Consider the following 20,006-nt stretch of genomic DNA (forward strand, 5'->3'; position numbering starts at 1 on the left):
TTTTTGTGAGTATTTTCCTTAAAATGTGTATTCTACGCAGAATGCGTTTGCTCCTGCTGGCGTTCCTTTAGCAACGCTTCCAACTCAGCCCGGTCAGTCGTAATCATTTCCTGCTCCTCTTTGGAAGCTTTGATTACAACAGGAACTTTGTTATTGTTGGAGCAGACCAGCGCTTCACCCCGTTCAAACCGGGTAACAGAACGGATCTCTGTTTTTGTCAGCTTCAGCACTTCCTGCACATACTTGGCCTCATCCGGCTCCAGATTCAAAATAATCTTGTTCTTACTGTTATTGATGATTGCACGTCCATACTTGCCGTCCTCAAGCCCAAAGAAGTCAGATAAATCCTGTGTCGCAGAGGCGGCTGCTCCTCCGAACCCTCTTATGGTTTTAAAGATGGTTAGACAGAACTCTGCCGCCATCCGATTGGAACTGGCGCCAATCAGCTGCCATATTTCATCAATCATTATGGCTTTCTTTTTGGTACGGTCTGCCTTGACCGTATCCCAGACGTAATCCAATGCAATAAACATCCCGACCGGAAGTAATTTGCCTTTCAATTCTGAAAGGTCAAGCACGATATACTTATTACTGAGATCCACGTTTGTCTGCTGGTTGAAACTCTGGGCTGAGCCTGTCACGAATCGGCTGATGATAATGGCAATGCGCTTTGTCATCGGGTTCTCCAACAGTTCCTTGTGAAGATCCCCGATAATCGGCATTTTCTTCATCTTTGGCGGAGATACGCTGCGATCTATATACAGTGAATCATTGTCATGAGTAATGCCGAACTTCGCATAGGTCTGAATCAAAGCCTCGTCCAACATCTGCTCCTCCTCATTGGACATATCCGGTATCAAGAGTGAGAAGAAAGTCATCAGCTGCTGAATCTTACGAGCCAGCATAGAATCCATTTCGCTGTAATCAATCTCATCTATCAATTCCATCTCCGGGGAGATGGTATGCCGGATCTCCATGATATTGATACAGTGCGGAGAACCAGGGGCGATCTTAATGAACTCGCCGCCAATTTTCTTGCAGGCCCTGCGGAATTCATGTCCCTTGATTGGAGCCAGGATAAAACACTGGATTCCTCTCATTCTCATGCGGAGCGCCAGAAGCTGCATGGTAAAGGTCTTACCTGCGCCGCTGGTACCTAAGAGGTTCAGGTTGGCGTTCTTGTTTTTCTTCGTATTGAACAGATCCACGATACACAGTGAATTATTGTGCCGGTTAATACCGAGCAACACACCCGTATCGTCCGACATTTCAAAAGAAGTAAACATATAAGCAGATGCGGCGCCGCTGGTCAGCACATTCCGTCTCGACTTCTTTTCCAGTGATGGTTCAATCTTCAAAAACGGCATCACGGAGCGAAGTGCCGCTTCCTGCTGAAATCTACAATCACTTACGTACATATCCATGGATTTTAACATATCCACGATCTGCTGCTTACGCCACATCAGTTCCTCATAGCCTTTGGCGGAAACTGTGATGAACACAGACATATAGAACAGATCCTCATTGTTATTGGCAATTCCGTTCTTGATAAAGTAGCCTGCCTGTATGGAATTGGTCAATTCCTCATAGTCGGTACTGGTATCCTGCATACTTTTCAGCTTTGTTCTGTTAAGTCGGATGCGCTGCGCCACCTTGTCAATGGTCTTGCTTCGGTTCTCACGCCTCAGCTGTATATCTATGTCAATCCCGTCCCCGGCATTGATAAGGGCCGACATCCATCCTGCCCGCACCATACCCGGATAACCATTCCCTTTTATGAACAAGAAGGAATAATAAAGCCCATCCATCACGACATAGTTATAGTGGGTCAAGTCAATTCCACGCGGCGACAGAAAGTGCGCCATGCGAATCTGCGGGATAGGATCCACGCCAATGACCTTGTCTTTCGCCGCCATCGTATCCACGACCACACGGTTCACACGGGACGAAAACGGCTCATCCACACAGGACCGGCGGTTAAAAAACATATATAAAATCTCCGCAGTTGCCTCATCCGGGTCTTTCTGTTGGAGAATCGTATTCCCGCACTGCAGGAAATAAGCGCGGGCATTCTGCTCCGCTGTCTGCATCATGCCATAAATCTGGGAAAAATCATCCCCATCCCCACGACGAATCTCTTCATACTGGAAAATCAAAAAGAAGCGCCTTGTAAGCGCTTCTCTACTTCCCACATCCTTAATCAGGCGGATATAGCCTTCTCCAAGATGTCGGCATTCTTCACTTTCCTCTATTTCCAGTTCTTCATGGATCATGGCAATGTGTTTATCTGAGTCTGCCTTTCTTGTCATACTCTTAAACTGAAGCCGCATAGGAGAAATTTTCAACCAGCTGGCAAAAGACGATATGATATTAAATTGTTCTTCTCCGGAACGCAGCATAAAGTTAATCGGCTCAATTTCAAGAATCCGAATATATCTCCCATCGGTCGTTTCAATAATACCGTGCTGGAGACTTTTAACTGGAATGAAGTCCTGGACAAACTCCAGCTTTTCCGGTTTTTTTGCCTTTTTTCTTTGCTTTGCCACCTTTTTTCTTTTTTCGGAGCTGTTTTGGATCATATCTGTATCCCACCCTTCTGTAATGTAGTTTTCTCCTGCTCGCAAAATATCGGATGATGTGTCCGATATACTGAAACAGCGAATCGCCGTCAATCCCCATCATGGAAAGAACCGCAAGAGGTAAAAGTGTAAGAGTCATGACAACAATGCGAATCGTTCCGGACATGGGAATCAGCATCAGTTCCGGATATCCCAAAATAATTAACAATATCCCTGTTTCTACTGCATTTCTCGGCTCCAGCATTCCGCCAAAAATCTTGCCGGAATCTGTGTAATTTGCCGGTATAGCATAAATATTACTGTACTCTTTTTCATCCAAGATTTCTCACCTGCCTATCCTGTAAATTGTAGCTGTTGTCTTGTATCTGCCCAAACGTAATGCTTCATTATGATCCGGCACAAAAATATCCACACGATGGATATCATTCTCAATGCCGGAACCACCGCGATCTTCTACGGTATACATGGTTCCGTTTATCATAATCTGCGTGCCAAACGGATAATGGCTTGACATTGCAACCATGCCACGAGCCACCTTTTTACCACTGGCAGTAATCCCGTCTGCGTTGCTTCCGCAGCATTTTGCACATGCACAGTAATGGGTAACATCTACTTCTAAAGTAGAAATCGGCGTTCCTGAAACCTCACCGGATACCGGCGCATCAAAATCCACATTAACAGGCCGGCGTAAAGAAAGCAATGATTCGTAACTGGGCGTATTCAGGATTACACCCTGTCCGCCGGAAGAATGCACCCACATCCGTTCTCCGCTCTCATCGTACCCGGCAAAAATCAGTACATGGTTCCATCCGTTTCCATCAGATTCTGCTAAAAATCCTAAATCACCGGGAAGCAGCTCACTTGCTGATACCCCAACGGTATTTGGATACTGTCCGGACGTACCTGCTCCGATATCTACACCCACAGCTGTATTAAATACCCATGTGCTGAAGCCTGAACAATCAAGCCCATACGGGCGTATTGTGCCTGTTGTAGAAGACCCTGCAGCTGTTACCAGCCTTGGCGTATTCCATTCATCGTTCCAGCCGGGTGCCGACTTCCCACCCCAAAAATATGGAACCTTGCCCACAAGGGACAGGGCGGTGCTGAGGATATGCTTTCTTGTCGCATTACAATTCTGTCGGTTCACAAAATCAATCAGCTCGGCATCCGTTAGAGGAACCGTCTGTCCACTGCCTACAGAACCATACAGCGTCCGTTTTAACGCATTCGCCATGTTCTGAATTACCTCGCCATAAGTGAGGTTAAACTGATCATATTTTGCATTCAGGTCAATGCCAAACGCTTTGGAAATCACTGTATTGTCAAACGGATGAATGGTACACTCCAGATATTTGATAATCTCAGTACCAGGGCTCAGGGTTTCCTGCCCGTTTGCCACATAATAACTTGCTGTGGTTGTGCCTGTAATCTTCCCACCGGAATAAACAGGGATATCCACCGCTACCTCTTTATAGGCATCCACCGTGACAGCCGTATCACTGCTATGTGCTTCATCCGGGAGATAGTAAGTTTTTGATGCTGTCTCATACCGGTATTGAGGTGTGCCGTTAATCGTACCTGTCTGCACCTTGTTTGTAATCACAGTGAGCGTTACTGATTTATAGGTGTAATAGGAAACAGGAATGGTTATCTCTTTTTCCTTTTCTTCTGCTGTAACGGGAAACATATCTCCAGCACAGCCTCTGAGCTTTGATACCATATCGTCCTTGCCAGTGTTTTGCTGTTGCATGGACGCTGAATAAGCCGCCAGTATGTAACAGACATCATATCCGGCGGAACTCTGTGCATAATTGACCAACGCATCCATTGAAAGATCGTAATCATATCCACCGTCTGTAATCAACTTATCCGCATAGGCAAGCGATTGGTTATATCCTTCATCTACCACATCGGAAACAGCACCTGACATCTCCGTATAGGCTGACATCAGAGTTGCGCCTTCCGCCGGCTGCGTACCATCCAGCCCAAAAATACTGTTTGATACAATCGTCGGCAGGGAAACAATCATGGTAATCAGGAACAACAGAAACAAACAGATACATATCAGTATCTTGAAAAGAGTATGGCGCATTGCCCATGCCGCAGACAGGATAGCGCCCCACGGACCACCAGCCGCAGTACCGGCAGCGATTTCTGCAGCTGCCTTTCCGCCCTCCACACTGGCTTTTACAGTAGCAGCGGCCACATTAGCTGTAGCCTCTGCACCCTTTACTGCCGTTTGCTTTGCTGCTTCCTGTCCTGCCTGCTTCGCCGCTTTTGCCATTTGTCCGGCGGCCTGTCCATAATTATCAGAGCCATCACCGATTTGCTGTTTCTCTGGCTCAGCCATGCAATCCACCTCCTTATATCAAGCTGCTGCAAGAGCAGCGTTATTTCAACATGAAAAATGCAAAACAGCCGAACCAGTATCTTTCTCTGATTCGGCTGCCTGCACTTATTTTACCGTTTCCGCCTTGGCGGCTTAATTTCCCCTTTGCTGCGGGGCTTTGGCTCTCCAAAGCGTGATGGCGTATTCTTATAACGAACAGTTTCCACAGATACTGTTCGTACACTGTCACCATCATAAACCGGTTTTCCATCCTGATAAACCGGTTTGCGTTCTACAGCGGCTTCGCCGCGAATAGCGAACCACTGCCCTCCGCGGGCATCTTCAAACACCTGATAGTCCCCTCGGGGAGCCGCATACTGAGATGTATCATAGAACATGGTTCCCGATCCATTTTCATGGCGAACCTCAAAATGACCATCCATACGTCCGGATCCATCCACAGAGGATACCTGTTGTTCATATCCTGGCATAAATGCCTGGAACTGTGCCTGGTTATATGCAAAAGCAGCCTCGCCCTGCTCAAATACAGGCGCTTCAGCGTGTTGCTGCATAGCGTACCAGTCTACACCGTTTGCCGACTGCATAATCGTATGTGGTGCATCCGGCTCATCATAGTAAGCGCTGTTGTACCACATGGTATTGCCAGAATCGGAACTTGCTTCGATTACGCCATCGCCAACCGTCCTGAGGGTCGTTCCTTCGGAAGCGTCTGGGAAAGTTGCTGCAACCTGTGCCGCTTCTGACGAACTTCCCATAAATGCCGGCGCATCATAAAACGCACCTGCTCCGGCTCCGCTTGCCATCTGATACCACTGGCTTCCATCGGATGCTGTAACAACAGAATGCGGTGCATCCGGTTTCTCAAACTGTGATGCGTTATACATTTCAAGCGCTGTACTCTTTCCATCTGCGCCAATTGAAGTTGTACTGATCTGACCACCTGTAATCTGGGTATCTTTCAGCTGCTGACCCTGCATCTGAGGCATATAGTTGCCAAGGCTTCTGTCTGCAATGTCACCGGCAATCGTTCCGGAAACACCGGGATTTCTTGAAGCTACAGAAGAAATGGAGTCACCTGTAAGCGTGGCACCGTTGCGTGCCGCCATGCCACCAAAGGCACGACCGACAAAACCGATGCTGCCGCCGGCACCCATACGGCTTCCGCCATCCACAACCGCATCACGGACAAAGGAATTTGGCTTGAAACGTGATGCGAACCCGGAAGCAAATCCACTTGCAGCTGCACCCGTTCCGGTTGCAGTGCTTGTACTATGGAACATACTGCCCGCATTTCTCACACCGCCTCCAACACCGCTGATCACCCTCGCTGCCATCATAAGCTCCATGCCCATACTGGAACCAGTCTGGGCTACATTCAGCCCCATGGCCGCCAGATAGGAGTCAAATTTCTGTGCCGTTTTTAAAAAAGCCAATGCACAGAACAGCCAGAGAAAAATGCTTCCCTGACCTGTGGAAAGAGCACCGCCGTTTCCGATATACTGTCCCATGGAACTATTAAAGCCCCTGAGGAACCATACATTCATCACCAACAGCAAAAGCTGTGATCCCACCATACGGCACCAACTCTTGAAAACCGGCGCTGTTGTTTTGGAAGCACCCATGGAAAAAGCCAGAGGGGAGGTGTAACAGAGCACGCCAACCACAATATAGCGTTCAACGGTTTCCAGTAACAGCTTAAAATAATTCCAGCCAAGAGCGATCTCTAAAATAATGAGAAGCAGCAGCCCTACCACTGATACGATGGCTACAATGGTTGTCAAACCATTAGACAGTGCCTGTTCCACACCCGCAAAAGTAAAGTCCTCTGCCGACATGGTAATCTCCATCAAAGCCGTATATGGCGCTCGGGCGATATCCAGCACAATCATAAAAATCGGCTTTGCATAGCCGATCAATAGGGCAAAAATAGAACCTCTTGCCAAAAGCACCCACGGATTTTCTGCCTCCGTGATTGGTCCTCCAAAGACACGGAAAAGCTGCCATACCGTTACAAGGAACAGAATCGCCCATGCTGTGTATTGCATGACTGTAAATGCCTTAGACACAAACGGAAAATATTCTTCCATCGCTGTCATATCTGTTCCCAGCGCCTGAAGGAACAGACCGGATACTGCATCCATCATTTGTGAAACAATGCTGCTGATCCATGTCACGATTCCCTCAAAAATCCAATCAAGCATCTATCATCACCTCCTCCATCTGCTTTCTCTTTTTTGGTTATCCTGTGTAATTGCCACCAGCAATAAGGGGCTGCAGATAGGCGACGATGAACCCCAGGGAATTGAGGACAATCCACGTCACTACAATTCGTTTAAGCCATGACGTTGCCTCATCGACTGCGCGCTGGTTTCTGGAAATCATCCTGACAATCAATGCGATGGCCGCCGCTGTAACCGCCACAATCGTGCTGATTCCAACCAGCTGGCCGTAAACATCCTTCATGATTGTCGAAAAACGGTTCCAGATTGTGTCAGCCATAACAGGCTGCAGCGAAATAAGCATTGCAGACGCCATACTGACCAACGACCAGTAGGCGGTCTTCATACGCCCTCCGCCTCTTTTGATTTGTTTAACCATGCCGAGTACCTCCTTTTTTGATTTTAGGCAATAAAAAATGCCGCTTCTCAAAGCATTTCAGCTTTAGAAACGGCATCTTTGTCTGCCCAATCCCAGTTTGGGATGATACAAGTATAGCACGGCTTTATTCCCCTGTCATCGGCAGAACTTATGCCATTTTTGTGCCAATTTATTCACCCTGAATTTGTCATTCCAAATGTTCAAAAAGCGTCAGAAGCTCCAGCCATACATCCACATCCTCACTTGGGGCTGACCACAGGCGAATGGAAAGAATGGAGATTGCCTGCTCACGAAGCCTGTAATAGTGCCTCTGTGACAAGTCCAGCCGAAACAGAATCTCCTCCAGTTTCAGCTTTTCCGGTGCCAGATAGGCCGTATAGATCAGCTGATACAACTTTTCGCCCCGTGTCGGCTCCTTGCGGAGAACTGCCATCGCTTCGTTAAACCGATCCAGTAGCAATCTTGACCTTGCCGCTGCCTCCAGACGGCTCTCCATCCGTTTGTTCCCAATAGCCATCTCCAGATCCAGCCTGTCCACCATTCGGTCAAAGCTTTCAAACGGGGCCTCCAACTCCTGCAAAATCTCCTCTGGGTAACAACTAAACACCCAGACCATCTTCCGGTAATTCTTGAGGAGCATCTGGGTATTGTGATAAGCATTTCGCTTTTTCTCCTTTTGAGCAGCACGCACTTTCTCATCATCAATTTTTTGGTCTCCAAGAATCCCTCGCTTTGTAAGAAGGGAAATAAATGCGTCTGACTGCGCTAATATCCTGTTTTCCTGTTGTTCATACAACTTTTTTTCATCCTGCTTGCTCATATGTAAAATACTCCTTTGCTATTTTCGTGATATCCACCGGCTCACATGGCCCGCGGATTTTACTCGTTTCTATCACTGCCTGTGTTATATACCCTTTACCTTGGCAGTCATATCCACAATTCTTACAATTCCTACACGGAGAAAGATACGCGCGTATTATAGGGTCTGAAAGTGCAACGCGATTTTCAGCGTTCTGTGTGTCTGCATCTGGCAGGTTGCTTCTGGTCAGTCTGCGGCTGTACCATGTGATGAGCTTGTTCATATGCTCATGGTCTGAACCCGTTTTATGCGTATCTGCGCCATAAATGCGTATTTCATCAAGAATACGTTGTATTTCCTCCTGGTTTGGAACTGAAACCTCTGATCCTGTCGGATACAATTTATTAAAAATGAGACAGCCATAGGAACCTGGAAGACGGTATAGAGCAAAGACATCCCCATACTTTTTCATGAATCTCCATACTTTCGTCTTTTCCCAACCCCAACGCTGTCCCAAGGTTTCCAACGTGAGTAAGGCTCCGTATTTTCCATGCTGGATGACCGGAGCCATAAAAGAAAACGCATTGTTCGGATCTTCATACACGGAATGGCACCAAAGATCCATCCAAGCGTCAGCTTCTTCAAAGATATATTGTTTTTCCGCAAGGCGTTCTGTGATATTGCGAGGAAGGCAGAGAAAACCATATCCATCCGTTGCATAAACAGCACCCTGCATACATTCTTCTCCGGAACATTTCACTACCCAGTCTGTTATCTGATAGGTCAGCTTTTTCGTATTAGAGTCAAGCGTATACTGTACATAACCTAAGCCAGACAGTGTCTGAAGCGCCTCCAGAGCTTTCTGACGGCTTTTTAGGCCGAGAATACTCTTTAGCCCTACAACGCCTCCTGACCACATTCCGGGGCTTACAGCGTTTATATGCCCGCAGTAGAGGGCTTGTCCCTTGCGAAATGCTGCACGGGATGCCAGACGCGCCCATGCACCCATAATCCCCTTTCCCTCAGGAAGATAATTTCTGGGCAGCTTTACCCACTGGTATTTCATCAAACATTTCACTTAGGTTCCCTCCTTTCATAATTATGGGCATAAAAATAGGGCGGTTCCTGTTAAAGAAACCGCCCGGCGATATAATTTAATTAAATCCTTACAATTAATCCTTCAAGCCTGTCCGTCTTAATCCCAGTTAAATACCAACCATTTCCCATTTCAATTCTGGCAGGCCTCCAGTCTCCATTGATAAAGACATCCATACGCTCCCCACACTGAAGACCTCCGTAATAATCCTCCAAATCAAATCGAATGTCCATTCGCCCAGTCTGGGCATCTAAAGTTAATGCTCCTTGTCTCATATCATTATCCTCACTTTTCATACTTTCATCTTGCTCAGACGCATCATCTTTGCGCCTCAAGATTCTGAGATACTCTTCAAAAATATCTCGGCGTATTAAAACCCGCTTTCCAATCTTATACACTGCTCCTGCCTCATGAGCCAGTCTTGTAAAAACTTTCAAGCCCAGTCCGTAATAATCAGCGCCTTCATAATAGGTAACGAACTCACGCTGTATCATCTTCGCATCCTCATCGTCCAACATATCCGAAAACATCCATAGATTTCCGCTCATTCTTTATCCTCCTGTGAAACCAACGTACTCGGCTCATGAAACTGTTCCAGATACTCATCAAAAATATCCCGGTTAATCAGAACGGTTCCATCCATTCGATATATGGCTCCCGCTTTACCAGCAAGTTCCAACAGCTTCTTGTGTGTAATGCTATAAACTATTTCCGCATCCTTATACCTGAGAAACTGTCTGCGCAATCTTTTTGCACTTTCCCGCACATCATTTCGCTTTTTCAATTCATAATAGGCTTTCGTCTTGTCACTAATCATAAAATGAATCCTCCATTCGATTTGTTGTTTGACAGAGAGTTGCACCAAACGAAAAAAGAGAACACCTTTGAAATTTCTTTCAAAAAGTGTCCTCTCAGCGATGTGTGCTGTATTGCGTTTCAGCCTCCAGCTATTCATTCTGCGTCGCAATTCTTCGTATTGATATGAAAAATTGTTGTCAATTTGTTGTCAACTTGGATTTGAGAAGCCGGAAACCCTTGATTTTACTGGGTTTATTCCTTGACGGGCTTCATTGTCGGGAAGAGCAGGACGTCGCGGATCGAATAACTGTTGGTCAGCAGCTGGATCAGGCGGTCGATGCCGATGCCAAGGCCGCCCGTCGGCGGCATGCCGTATTCGAGCGCGTTGATGAAATCCTCATCGATGTCGCAGGCCTCATCGTCTCCGGCGCTCTTGAGCTGCGCCTGCCGCTCAAATCTCGAACGCTGGTCGATCGGGTCGTTGAGCTCGGAGAACGCATTCGCGTGCTCACGGCCGATGATGAACAGCTCGAAGCGTTCGGTATAATCCGGGTCGGAGGGCTTGCGCTTCGCAAGCGGGGAAATCTCCACCGGATGATCCATCAGGAAGGTCGGCTGAATCAAGTGCTCCTCGGCGAACTGCTCGAAGAACAGGTTCAGGATGTCTCCCTTGAGATGGTGTTCCTCATATTCCACATGGTGTTCCTTCGCAAGCGCGCGCGCTTCCTCAAGCGTTTTGACCGTGCTGAAGTCGACGCCTGCGTACTTCTTGACCGCGTCCACCATGGTCAGTCTCTCAAACGGTTTTTCCAGGTCGATTTCGGTTTCGCCGAACATGACCTTGCCGGTGCCCAGCACCTTCATCGCAACGGTGCGGATCAGCTCCTCGGTGATATCCATCATGCCGTTGTAGTCGGTATAGGCTTCATAGAGCTCCAGCAGCGTGAATTCCGGGTTGTGGCGGACCGACATGCCCTCGTTGCGGAAGACGCGCCCAATCTCATAAACCTTGTCGAAGCCGCCGACGATCAGCCGCTTCAGGTGCAGCTCCAGCGCGATGCGCAGGTACATGTCGATGTCCAGCGTGTTGTGGTGCGTGATGAACGGCCTCGCCGCCGCGCCGCCCGCAATCGTGTGCAGCACCGGCGTCTCGACCTCCAGAAAGCCCTTGCTGTCTAAGAACGCCCGAATCTCCTTGACGATCATCGAACGCTTGACGAAGCTCTCCTTAACCTCCGGGTTCATGATCAGGTCGACATACCGCTGGCGGTACCGAAGCTCGGTGTCCTTGAGCCCGTGGAACTTTTCCGGAAGCGGCTGCAGGGATTTCGAAAGCAGCGTCATCTTATGGGTCTTGATCGAGATTTCGCCGCGGCGGGTGCGGAACACCTCGCCCTCGACGCCGATGATGTCGCCGATATCCCATTTCTTAAAGGCGTTGTAGGTTTCTTCGCCCACGCCGTCTATCTTGATGTAAAGCTGAATCTTGCCGGTTGCGTCCCGCAGATCCAGAAAGCTCGCCTTGCCCATGCTGCGCCAGCTCATAATGCGGCCCGCAATGCTGACCTCCTTGCCTTCCAGCTCCTCAAAGTTCTCGAGGATCTGGCTGGTGGTCGCCGTCCGCTCATAGGTTGTGATGGCAAACGGGTTGTTGTTCTCCTCTTTGAGCTTCGAAAGCTTCTCCCTGCGGATTTTTAAAATTTCGGACAGTTCCATTTCGCTTCCCTGTTCCGGGACGTTGTTGACATTCTCGGCCATTCTACACGACTCCTCACTTTTCTTTTGACGCCAAATCCGGCAAAGCTGCAAAGCGGCGGCAGATGCATCGCCTTCCCCCGTCTTGCAGGGAGGGCGGCTGATGGTTTCCCGTTTTTTCTCTTTGAAACCCAAATCCGTTTCCTGCTGTGCCTGTCATTCTGCTTACGTTCCAGCGTCGTTTTATCATCCACCCGCGCCGGCTGTCCGGCAGGGCGCGTGTCATTTCTTCCTTCAAAAATATCCGACCGGTATGCCTTTAAAAGCGATACGGCCGGACAGATATTCTTTTGCGCCTGTCTTTGTTACATCTCTTAAAAACTACCTATTTAATATTATAAAAATGCAGGCTTGAAAAATCAAGCCCGCATTCCCACTTGTGATAAAAAGTTTACTTGGATATCTCAATAATTTTAAAAGATATCGTGCCGTCCGGCACCTCGACCTCGACCTCCTCGCCGACGCCGTGTCCCAGCAGCGCTTTGCCGACCGGGGATTCATCTGAAATGCGTCCCTCCTCGGGATTCGCTTCGGTCGAACCGACGATCTGATATTCCATCTCCTCGTCAAACTCGACGTCCAGAACCTTCACCTTGGAGCCGACATTGACATGCTCGGTGGACAGATCGTCCTCATCGAGCAGCTGGACATTCTTGAGCATCGCTTCAAGCTGCTGGATTTTGGATTCGATCATCGCCTGTTCGTTCTTCGCTTCGTCGTATTCGCTATTCTCAGAGAGGTCGCCAAACGAGATTGCAACCTTGATCTTTTCGGCAATCTCCTTCCTCTTAATTGTCTTTAAAAATTCGAGTTCCTCCTCGAGTTTCTTGAGTCCTTCATCGGTCAGCAACACCGGTTTTGTGGCCATCATACATCTTCCTTTCCCGTGTGTAAAACAATCTATCTCAAACACAGTGATAGCAATATAGTCGAAAAACCGATATGGCGGAGAAACTCCGGAATATCGGCTCTCTTTAAGTTCAAGTATCTATTATAATCAAACCGCGGCGGCCTGTCAAGTCTTTCATACAAAAAACGGTAAATAAAGTTCGGCCCGTCCGCCCCGGCTTCCAGCCTTTCACAGCTTCATCCGTGCACGGAAATGCGCGGCAACATATACTATGCCCGCTTTGCGCACCGTTATTACAGCATGCAGCGCAGGAATTCCTGCGTGCGCTGTTTCTTCGGATTTTTAAAGATCTCATCCGGCGTTCCCTCTTCGAGAATCTCGCCGCCGTCCATGAACAGGACGCGGTTTGCAACCTCTTTTGCGAAGTTCATTTCATGCGTGACGACGATCATCGTCATGTGCTCCTTCGCCAGATCCTTCATGACCGAAAGCACCTCGCCGGTCAGCTCCGGGTCGAGTGCCGAGGTCGGTTCGTCGAACAGCATGATGTCCGGGTTCATCATCAGCGCGCGGGCAATCGCGACGCGCTGCTTCTGACCGCCCGAAAGCATGGCCGGATAGCTGTCCGCTTTGTCGTAGATGCCCACCTTGGTGAGCAGCTGACGGCTCTGCTCCTCCAGCGCCTTTTTGTCCAGCTGCTTGACCAGCCTGGGAGCAAGCTGCAGGTTTTTTTCGACCGACATATTCGGGAACAGGTTGAAGTGCTGGAACACCATGCCCATCTTCGACACAGCCCTCTTGAGCGTGTCCGGCGCGCTGTAGACGCCGTCCCTGATCATATCGTCCCCTTCGACGCTGACGGTACCGCCGTCAATCTGCTCCAGGTTGATCAGGCAGCGCAGCAGCGTGCTCTTGCCGGAGCCGGACGAACCGATAACGGCGACGACGTCGCCCTTGTCGACCGTAAAGTCGATTCCCTTGAGCACCTCCAAGTCGCCGAAGGATTTTTTAAGCCCTTTGATTTCAATCAATGCCATCTCTCTTCGCCTCCCTATTCAAACTTCAGTTTCTTTTCCAGTTTCCGAAGCAGCATGATCAGCAGCGTATTCAGAATCAGGTACAAAACAAACGCGAAGACATACGGCAGGATCGAAAGATCGCGGTTTGCCGCGGTTTTGGTAAAGTACATGATTTCCTGAATCGAGATGACAAACGCAAGAGGCGTATCCTTGAGCAGCGTGGTGATCTCGTTTGTCATCGACGGCAGCACCACCTTGAACATCTGCGGCAGGATGATGTGGAAGGTTGTCCGCACGCGGGAAAGGCCCAGCACCTTGGCCGCCTCATACTGTCCCCTGTCGATCGACAGCAGGCCGCCGCGGTAGATCTCGGCAAAATAGGCCGTGTAGTTGAGCGTAAAGCCCAGAATTGCCGCCGTGAACGCATCCAGCTTTAAAAACGCGCCGATGCCCGGAATGAGCGGCAGGCCGAAGTAGATGAACAGAAGCTGCAGAAGCAGCGGCGTGCCGCGCATGATGTAGGTATACGCCATGGCGATGTACCGCACAATCCTGATTCTGCTGTTTTCCATCAGCGTCACCAGAAAGCCCAGCGGAACGGACAGCACCAGTACGATCAGGAAAAGCGAAAGCGCGGTTCCGGCGCCCCTTAAAAGCGGTTCTCCAACCCTTACGAAATACTCCCAAGTCATGAATACGTCTCCCCCTCACTCTATTTTCACACCGATATAGCAGGAAAGCCGGATTTCATTTCGTCAAATCCGGCTTTCTATGGCAGGCGTTCTCACCGACGCCTGTGATGCTATGATGATTTTATTTGAAGTTTTCCTCAAGAAATCTATTTTCGCCAAACCATTTTTGAGAGATCTCGGCGACCTTTCCATCCTTGATAAGCTCTCCGAACGCCTTTTCGACTGCGTTCTTCAGGTCGTTGTTGCCTTTCTTGAAGCCGACCGCATAGAACTCTTCGGCCAGGGTCTCGTCGAGCAGCTCGAAGGTATCCGGCTTCTTGGTCATGTAGTATCTGGCGACAACCTCGTCGAGCACGGCGCCTTCCACCCTGCCGATCTCCAGCTCGTTGAGTACCGATACGTTGTCCGCGAACTCGACCTTCTCAACGCGGTCGCTCATGCCGTCCTTATCCATCGCGTCGACAGCGGAGGACGCCTTCTGAACCGCGATCTTTTTGCCGTCCAGTGAAGCCTTGGTCTTGAATTCGGAGCCCTTTTTCACCAGGATGACCTGATCGTTCGCGAGATACGGCTCGGACAGGAGCATATCCTTTTCGCGCTGCGGCGTGACCGAAAGTCCGTTCCAGACACAGTCCACATTGCCCGCTTCCAGCTCGAGCTCTTTTGAATCCCAGTCAATCGGTTTGAGTTCGACTTCCATACCCATCTTCTCACCAACCGCTTTGGCAAGGTCGATGTCGAAGCCTGCGATATCGTTGTTGTCATCCCTGAATCCCATCGGCGGGAACTGATCGTCAAGACCTACGACGAATTTTCCGCTTGCGCTGCTGCCCGAATCCTGGCTGTCACCCGGATTCTGGCTGCTTCCGGCGGAACATCCAACCAGCATGGCCGCCATCATCATGGCCGCAAGCGCGGCTGCTAATATTTTTTTCATCTTTTACCCCTCCACTTTTGCACAGTGATTCGAATTTAACATAGTATTGCTATTTTACACTTTATTCTGATAAATTGCTAATCTTGTAGACTGCAAAAACCCCGCCAATACCGCCATATTTCTTTTGTTTTCACGGATTTTCTCATCTGATCGCCGTTTTTCGATTTCTTGGCATTTCAGCATCAAAAACGATGCTTGGTATTTGGCGGATTGTCAAGTAGCACTTGGCTATGTGGTCTCCGGACCGCTGTAGCTCAGCGGCTTCGCGCTGTTTGCCAAGTGACTCTTGGCAGTGTGGTCGTTACTTCTTTGCCGGCCAAAGAAGTAACCAAGAAAGGCCGTTCAAGGGGGCCATACACTGTGCCGCTTAGGGCCAGATGGCCCCCTTGAAAATCCCCTCTGATATCCCTTTTTCCGTTTCGGCCGTCTGCGGGCGGCTTTGAGTCGGAATGATTCCAGAATCGAAAAACGCCGTAGGCGCTTGCTCCACCGCCAGGTGGTCGGCCGCCTGCGGGCGGCGTTTTGCTTTGGGCAGAGTGGCTGAACGGCTGGCAGCGGACGCTAACGCTCTTTACGGCGGTCTTTACCGGTACCCCAATTCCCGCAGCCGCTGCGTAAATGATTTCCCAACCTCAGAACGCCATAGACGATTGCTCTACTGCTAGGCGGGCCGCCGATTTAAAACGGTGTAAAAATCGTTTTTTGACAGGCTGAAAAAAGGACGGTTATAACCGTCCTTTTTCTACTCCATATTAGAATTCCTATGCCTTCTGTACGCCGAAGGTCACGTTTTCGCCGTTGACATCCCACTGCTTGACATAGCCGGCAGGCTCAGCGGCGATGAATTCCTCCGCGAGCACCTCGCCCATGATGAACGCGCTGTTCTTCTGCATGACGCTGTCCGCATAGCCGTCCGCCTGGTAACCGACTTTGATGCGGTCGGTCACCTCCATACCGGACTCCTTGCGCATGGTCTGCAGCTTGCTGACCACCTCGCGGACGAAGCCCTCCTCGCGCAGCTCTTCGGTGATGCTGGTGTCGAGCACGACCGTACGGCCCTGTTCGCTGACGGTGTAGGAGCCTTCCTTCTGCTCGACGCTGATGAGCAGGTCCTCTTCCGAAAGCTTTACCTCTCCCGAAGCGAGACCGAGTGTCAGCACGCCGGTTTCATCCAGCGTCTTCTTCGCGGCGGCGCCGTCCAGCTCGGTGAGCGCCTTCCTGATTTCATTCAGCTGTCTGCCGTACTTCGGACCCACGGTCTTGAGCTGCGGCTTGAAGCTGTAGTCCATAAACTGTGCGGTATCCTGCACAAACTCGACGCGTTTGATGTTCAGCTCATCCAGGATGATCTTTCTGTATCCCTCGTCCAGCTCGCGGCTTCCGGCAACATACAGCGCCGGCAGCGGCTGGCGGTTCTTGATGGCCGCGCCGCTGCGGGCCGACCGGCCCAGCGTCACGATCTCAAGCACCTCATCCATATCCGCTTCGAGCTGCAGATCGATATACGCTTCATCCGACACCGGATAGCTGCACAGATGCACGCTTTCCGGCGCGTCCTTGTCCACCGTGCGCACGACGTTCTGGTAAATCTCCTCGGTCATGAACGGGATCATCGGCGCGGCGGCCTTTGCCACGGTCTGAAGACAGGTGTAAAGGGTCATAAACGCATTCACGCTGTCTTTATCCGACTCGTCCTTCCAGAAGCGTTCGCGGCTGCGGCGCACATACCAGTTGCTCAGGATATCTACAAACTCCTGCAGGCCGCGGGCAGCTTCCGGCAGGCGGTAGTTCGTCAGGTCATTGTCCACATCCTTGACCATGTGATTCAGCTTGGAAAGGATCCAGCGGTCCATAACCGACAGCTGATCGGGCTGAAGCGTATGCCTGGTCGGATCGAACTGATAGATGTCGGCATACAGCACATAAAACGCATAGGTGTTGTACAATGTGCCCAGGAACCGGCGCTGGCCGTCCAGCACCGCTTTGTCGTAGAATTTATTGGGCAGCCACGGCGCGGAGTTGGACAGGAAGTACCAGCGGATCGGGTCCGCGCCGTACTTCTCAAGCGCCTCAAACGGGCTGATGGCGTTGCCCTTGGATTTGCTCATCTTCTGGCCGAACTGGTCCTGCACATGTCCCAGCACGATGACATTTTTAAACGGCGCTTTGTTGAACAGCAGCGTCGAAATGGCCAGCAGCGAATAGAACCAGCCGCGGGTCTGGTCGACGGCTTCCGAGATGAAGTCTGCCGGGAACTGTTTTTCAAACAGCTCCTTATTTTCAAACGGATAGTGATGCTGCGCAAACGGCATCGATCCGGAATCGAACCAGCAGTCGATGACCTCCGGAACGCGGCGCATCTCGCCGGAGCACTTCGGGCACTTGATGGTCACCGCATCGATGTACGGGCGGTGCAGCTCGATGCCGTCCGGGCAGTTATCGCTGAGCGCCTTGAGCTCCTCAATGCTTCCGACCGCGTGCATATGCCCGCAGGAGCACTGCCAGACATTCAGCGGCGTCCCCCAGTAGCGGTCGCGGCTGATGGCCCAGTCCTGCACATTTTCAAGCCAGTCGCCGAACCGGCCGGTTCCGATGCTTTCCGGAATCCAGTTGATGGTCTTGTTGTTTTTGACAAGGTCGTCCTTGACCTCGCTCATGCGGATGAACCAGCCCTCGCGTGCGTAATAGATCAGCGGCGTGTCGCAGCGCCAGCAGTGCGGATAGCTGTGTTCAAACTTCGGCGCGTCGAACAGCAGGCCGCGTTTTTTCAAATCCTCAAGAATCGGTTTGTCCGCATCCTTAACGAAGACGCCTGGCCAGTCGGTTTCAGGCTTCATCTCGCCCTTGCCGTCCACAAGCTGCACAAACGGCAGTCCATAGCGGCGGCCGACCTGCGCGTCGTCCTCACCGAACGCCGGCGCGATGTGTACCACGCCGGTACCGTCGGTCAATGTGACGAAGCCGTCGCAGGTGACATACCAGCATCTTTCATTCGGGCTGACAAACCGGTACAGCGGTTCGTATTCCTTATTTTCCAGCGCTTTGCCCGGGAAGGTCTCGAGCACGGTATAATTTCCTTCGCCCAAAACAGTGTCCAGTAGCGCTTCAGCCATGTACAGGAATTCATCCTGATACTGTACTCTGGCGTAAACCTCGTCTGGATTCACGCAGAGCGCGACGTTGGACGGCAGCGTCCACGGCGTGGTGGTCCAGGCCAGAATGGAGGTGTTCTCCTCATCCTTGACGCGGAAGCGCACGATGGCCGAACGTTCCTTGACATCCTTATACCCCTGCGCAACCTCATGGCTGGAGAGCGGGGTGCCGCAGCGCGGGCAGTACGGCATGATCTTATATCCCTTGTAAAGCAGGCCGCGGTCGAAGATGTTCTTGAGCGCCCACCATTCGGATTCAATGAAGTTGTTGTCATAGGTGACATACGGGTTCTCCATGTCGGCCCAGAAGCCCACGGTGTCGGAGAAATCCTCCCACATGCCCTTGTATTTCCACACGCTGGATTTGCAGTGGTCGATGAAATCGGCCATGCCGTATTCCTCGATCTGCTCCTTGCCGTCCAGTCCAAGCGCCTTTTCGACCTCCAGCTCGACCGGCAGGCCGTGGGTATCCCAGCCCGCCTTGCGCGGGACGTTTTTGCCCTTCATGACGTGATAGCGCGGCACCGTGTCCTTGATAACGCGGGTGAGCACATGGCCGATGTGCGGCTTGCCGTTTGCGGTCGGCGGTCCGTCATAGAAGACGTAGCTGTCCGCGCCCTCGTTTTCCTTCAGGCTCTTTTCAAAGATGCTGTTTTCGTTCCAGAAATCCAGAATGTTCTTCTCCCGCTCGGGGAAGCTCAGATTCTGTCCAACCTTTTTGTACATGCTCTGCTCTCTCCTTTTCATCGTTTGCGCACAAAAAAACCCCGTCCCATAACAGGACGAGGAACTCGTTATACCACCCATTACAGCATACCAGCATATGCGCTCCCTATAACGGGGGAATCCGGCAGGGCCTACTTGCATACATGCGTTTGGCCTGCGACTCGGGAGGGATGTTCAGTCAGCCTTACTCGCACCGGGCTCGCACCATCCCCGGCTCGCTTTGCCTTTCACATCTGACCTGCTTGTCTCCGTCAACGTCTTTCTCATATGGTAGATAGGATATCACAAAAACCGCGCCAAGTCAAGCCGCAGCCCGCATTTTTCTGCTGTTTTCACTGATTTTGAGAAGGGCATCCAAACATTTTTGCAGCCTTTCAGCCCGCTCGGACATTCTCTCCATATAAAACGCCACGCGAATACAGCCTGACATTCTCCGAGACGGTGTATACAACAGCATGGGGATTTGAATCGTCAGTTTCGCATGCCGGATTTTCATATTCACACCAGTTTTGACAGGTATTACATCGGCGTCACCACCGGTATCCTCTGCCATCCAGCATGTCTTCGTTTGGCTCTGTCTGAAATCCGCCGTTTGAACATCTTTGTCCAACACGAAATTCCGAGATAAGCACCTTGGCATCTCCTGAACCAG

Annotated in this window: 16 protein-coding genes and 1 pseudogene; all 17 read right to left on the reverse strand. The window is 50.6% G+C overall.

Annotated elements, in window-relative coordinates; all coding sequences use genetic code 11:
* Nucleotides 1–32: 32 nt before the first annotated feature.
* The 17 genes and pseudogenes from BN348_RS10400 to BN348_RS10475 all read right to left on the reverse strand — a co-directional run bounded on the left by BN348_RS10400 (nt 33) and on the right by BN348_RS10475 (nt 19,907).
* Complete coding sequence (locus tag BN348_RS10400) at nt 33–2,579, reverse strand: VirB4 family type IV secretion system protein (RefSeq protein ID WP_040197914.1); 2,547 nt, start codon at nt 2,577–2,579, stop codon at nt 33–35.
* Complete coding sequence (locus BN348_RS13955) at nt 2,476–2,898, reverse strand: PrgI family protein (protein ID WP_156136498.1); 423 nt, start codon at nt 2,896–2,898, stop codon at nt 2,476–2,478. Before BN348_RS13955 ends, BN348_RS10400 begins: the two co-directional genes overlap by 104 nt.
* Before the next feature lie 6 nt (nt 2,899–2,904).
* On the reverse strand, nt 2,905–4,932 hold the full coding sequence (locus tag BN348_RS13315) for a C40 family peptidase (protein ID WP_052446886.1): 2,028 nt from the start codon (nt 4,930–4,932) through the stop codon (nt 2,905–2,907).
* Between the two features lie 110 nt (nt 4,933–5,042).
* A complete protein-coding gene (locus tag BN348_RS10410) occupies nt 5,043–7,133 on the reverse strand; it encodes a hypothetical protein (protein ID WP_040197915.1) in 2,091 nt (696 codons plus the stop codon).
* Nucleotides 7,134–7,170: 37 nt separating this feature from the next.
* Complete coding sequence (locus BN348_RS10415; RefSeq protein ID WP_025641427.1) at nt 7,171–7,530, reverse strand: hypothetical protein; 360 nt, start codon at nt 7,528–7,530, stop codon at nt 7,171–7,173.
* A 187-nt stretch (nt 7,531–7,717) separates the two neighbouring features.
* Nucleotides 7,718–8,350, reverse strand: coding sequence for a hypothetical protein (locus BN348_RS10420; protein ID WP_029467218.1), 633 nt, complete (start codon nt 8,348–8,350; stop codon nt 7,718–7,720).
* Entirely contained in the window at nt 8,334–9,407 is a 1,074-nt protein-coding gene (locus BN348_RS10425) for a hypothetical protein (RefSeq protein WP_040197916.1), read from the reverse strand. The genes BN348_RS10420 and BN348_RS10425 overlap by 17 nt, the downstream gene beginning before the upstream one ends.
* Before the next feature lie 80 nt (nt 9,408–9,487).
* Nucleotides 9,488–9,700 (reverse strand): DUF5348 domain-containing protein, encoded by a 213-nt coding sequence (locus BN348_RS10430; protein WP_025641487.1) that lies wholly within the window; start codon nt 9,698–9,700, stop codon nt 9,488–9,490.
* Between the two features lie 75 nt (nt 9,701–9,775).
* Nucleotides 9,776–9,973: pseudogene (locus tag BN348_RS10435) on the reverse strand (DUF6462 family protein); the annotation flags it as partial.
* The gene (locus BN348_RS10440) at nt 9,970–10,242 is read right to left on the reverse strand and encodes a DUF6462 family protein (protein WP_025641423.1); all 273 of its coding nucleotides are present in this window, start codon (nt 10,240–10,242) and stop codon (nt 9,970–9,972) included. The pseudogene BN348_RS10435 and the gene BN348_RS10440, both read right to left, overlap by 4 nt.
* Nucleotides 10,243–10,475: 233 nt before the next feature.
* Nucleotides 10,476–11,981, reverse strand: a complete 1,506-nt coding sequence (gene lysS, locus BN348_RS10445) for a lysine--tRNA ligase (protein ID WP_040197917.1) — start codon at nt 11,979–11,981, stop codon at nt 10,476–10,478.
* Nucleotides 11,982–12,369: 388 nt separating this feature from the next.
* Complete coding sequence (gene greA / locus BN348_RS10450) at nt 12,370–12,849, reverse strand: transcription elongation factor GreA (protein WP_420885260.1); 480 nt, start codon at nt 12,847–12,849, stop codon at nt 12,370–12,372.
* Between the two features lie 272 nt (nt 12,850–13,121).
* Entirely contained in the window at nt 13,122–13,865 is a 744-nt protein-coding gene (locus tag BN348_RS10455) for an amino acid ABC transporter ATP-binding protein (protein ID WP_040197918.1), read from the reverse strand.
* Nucleotides 13,866–13,879: 14 nt separating this feature from the next.
* The gene (locus BN348_RS10460) at nt 13,880–14,539 is read right to left on the reverse strand and encodes an amino acid ABC transporter permease (RefSeq protein WP_040197919.1); all 660 of its coding nucleotides are present in this window, start codon (nt 14,537–14,539) and stop codon (nt 13,880–13,882) included.
* Between the two features lie 121 nt (nt 14,540–14,660).
* On the reverse strand, nt 14,661–15,476 hold the full coding sequence (locus BN348_RS10465) for an amino acid ABC transporter substrate-binding protein (RefSeq protein WP_040197920.1): 816 nt from the start codon (nt 15,474–15,476) through the stop codon (nt 14,661–14,663).
* Between the two features lie 761 nt (nt 15,477–16,237).
* Nucleotides 16,238–19,354, reverse strand: a complete 3,117-nt coding sequence (gene ileS, locus BN348_RS10470; protein WP_040197921.1) for an isoleucine--tRNA ligase — start codon at nt 19,352–19,354, stop codon at nt 16,238–16,240.
* 301 nt (nt 19,355–19,655) lie between these two features.
* Entirely contained in the window at nt 19,656–19,907 is a 252-nt protein-coding gene (locus BN348_RS10475) for a hypothetical protein (protein ID WP_156136499.1), read from the reverse strand.
* Nucleotides 19,908–20,006 lie beyond the last annotated feature (99 nt).

The organism is Candidatus Soleaferrea massiliensis AP7 (assembly GCF_000820765.1).
Classification (GTDB): Bacteria; Bacillota; Clostridia; order Oscillospirales; family Ruminococcaceae; genus Soleaferrea; species Soleaferrea massiliensis.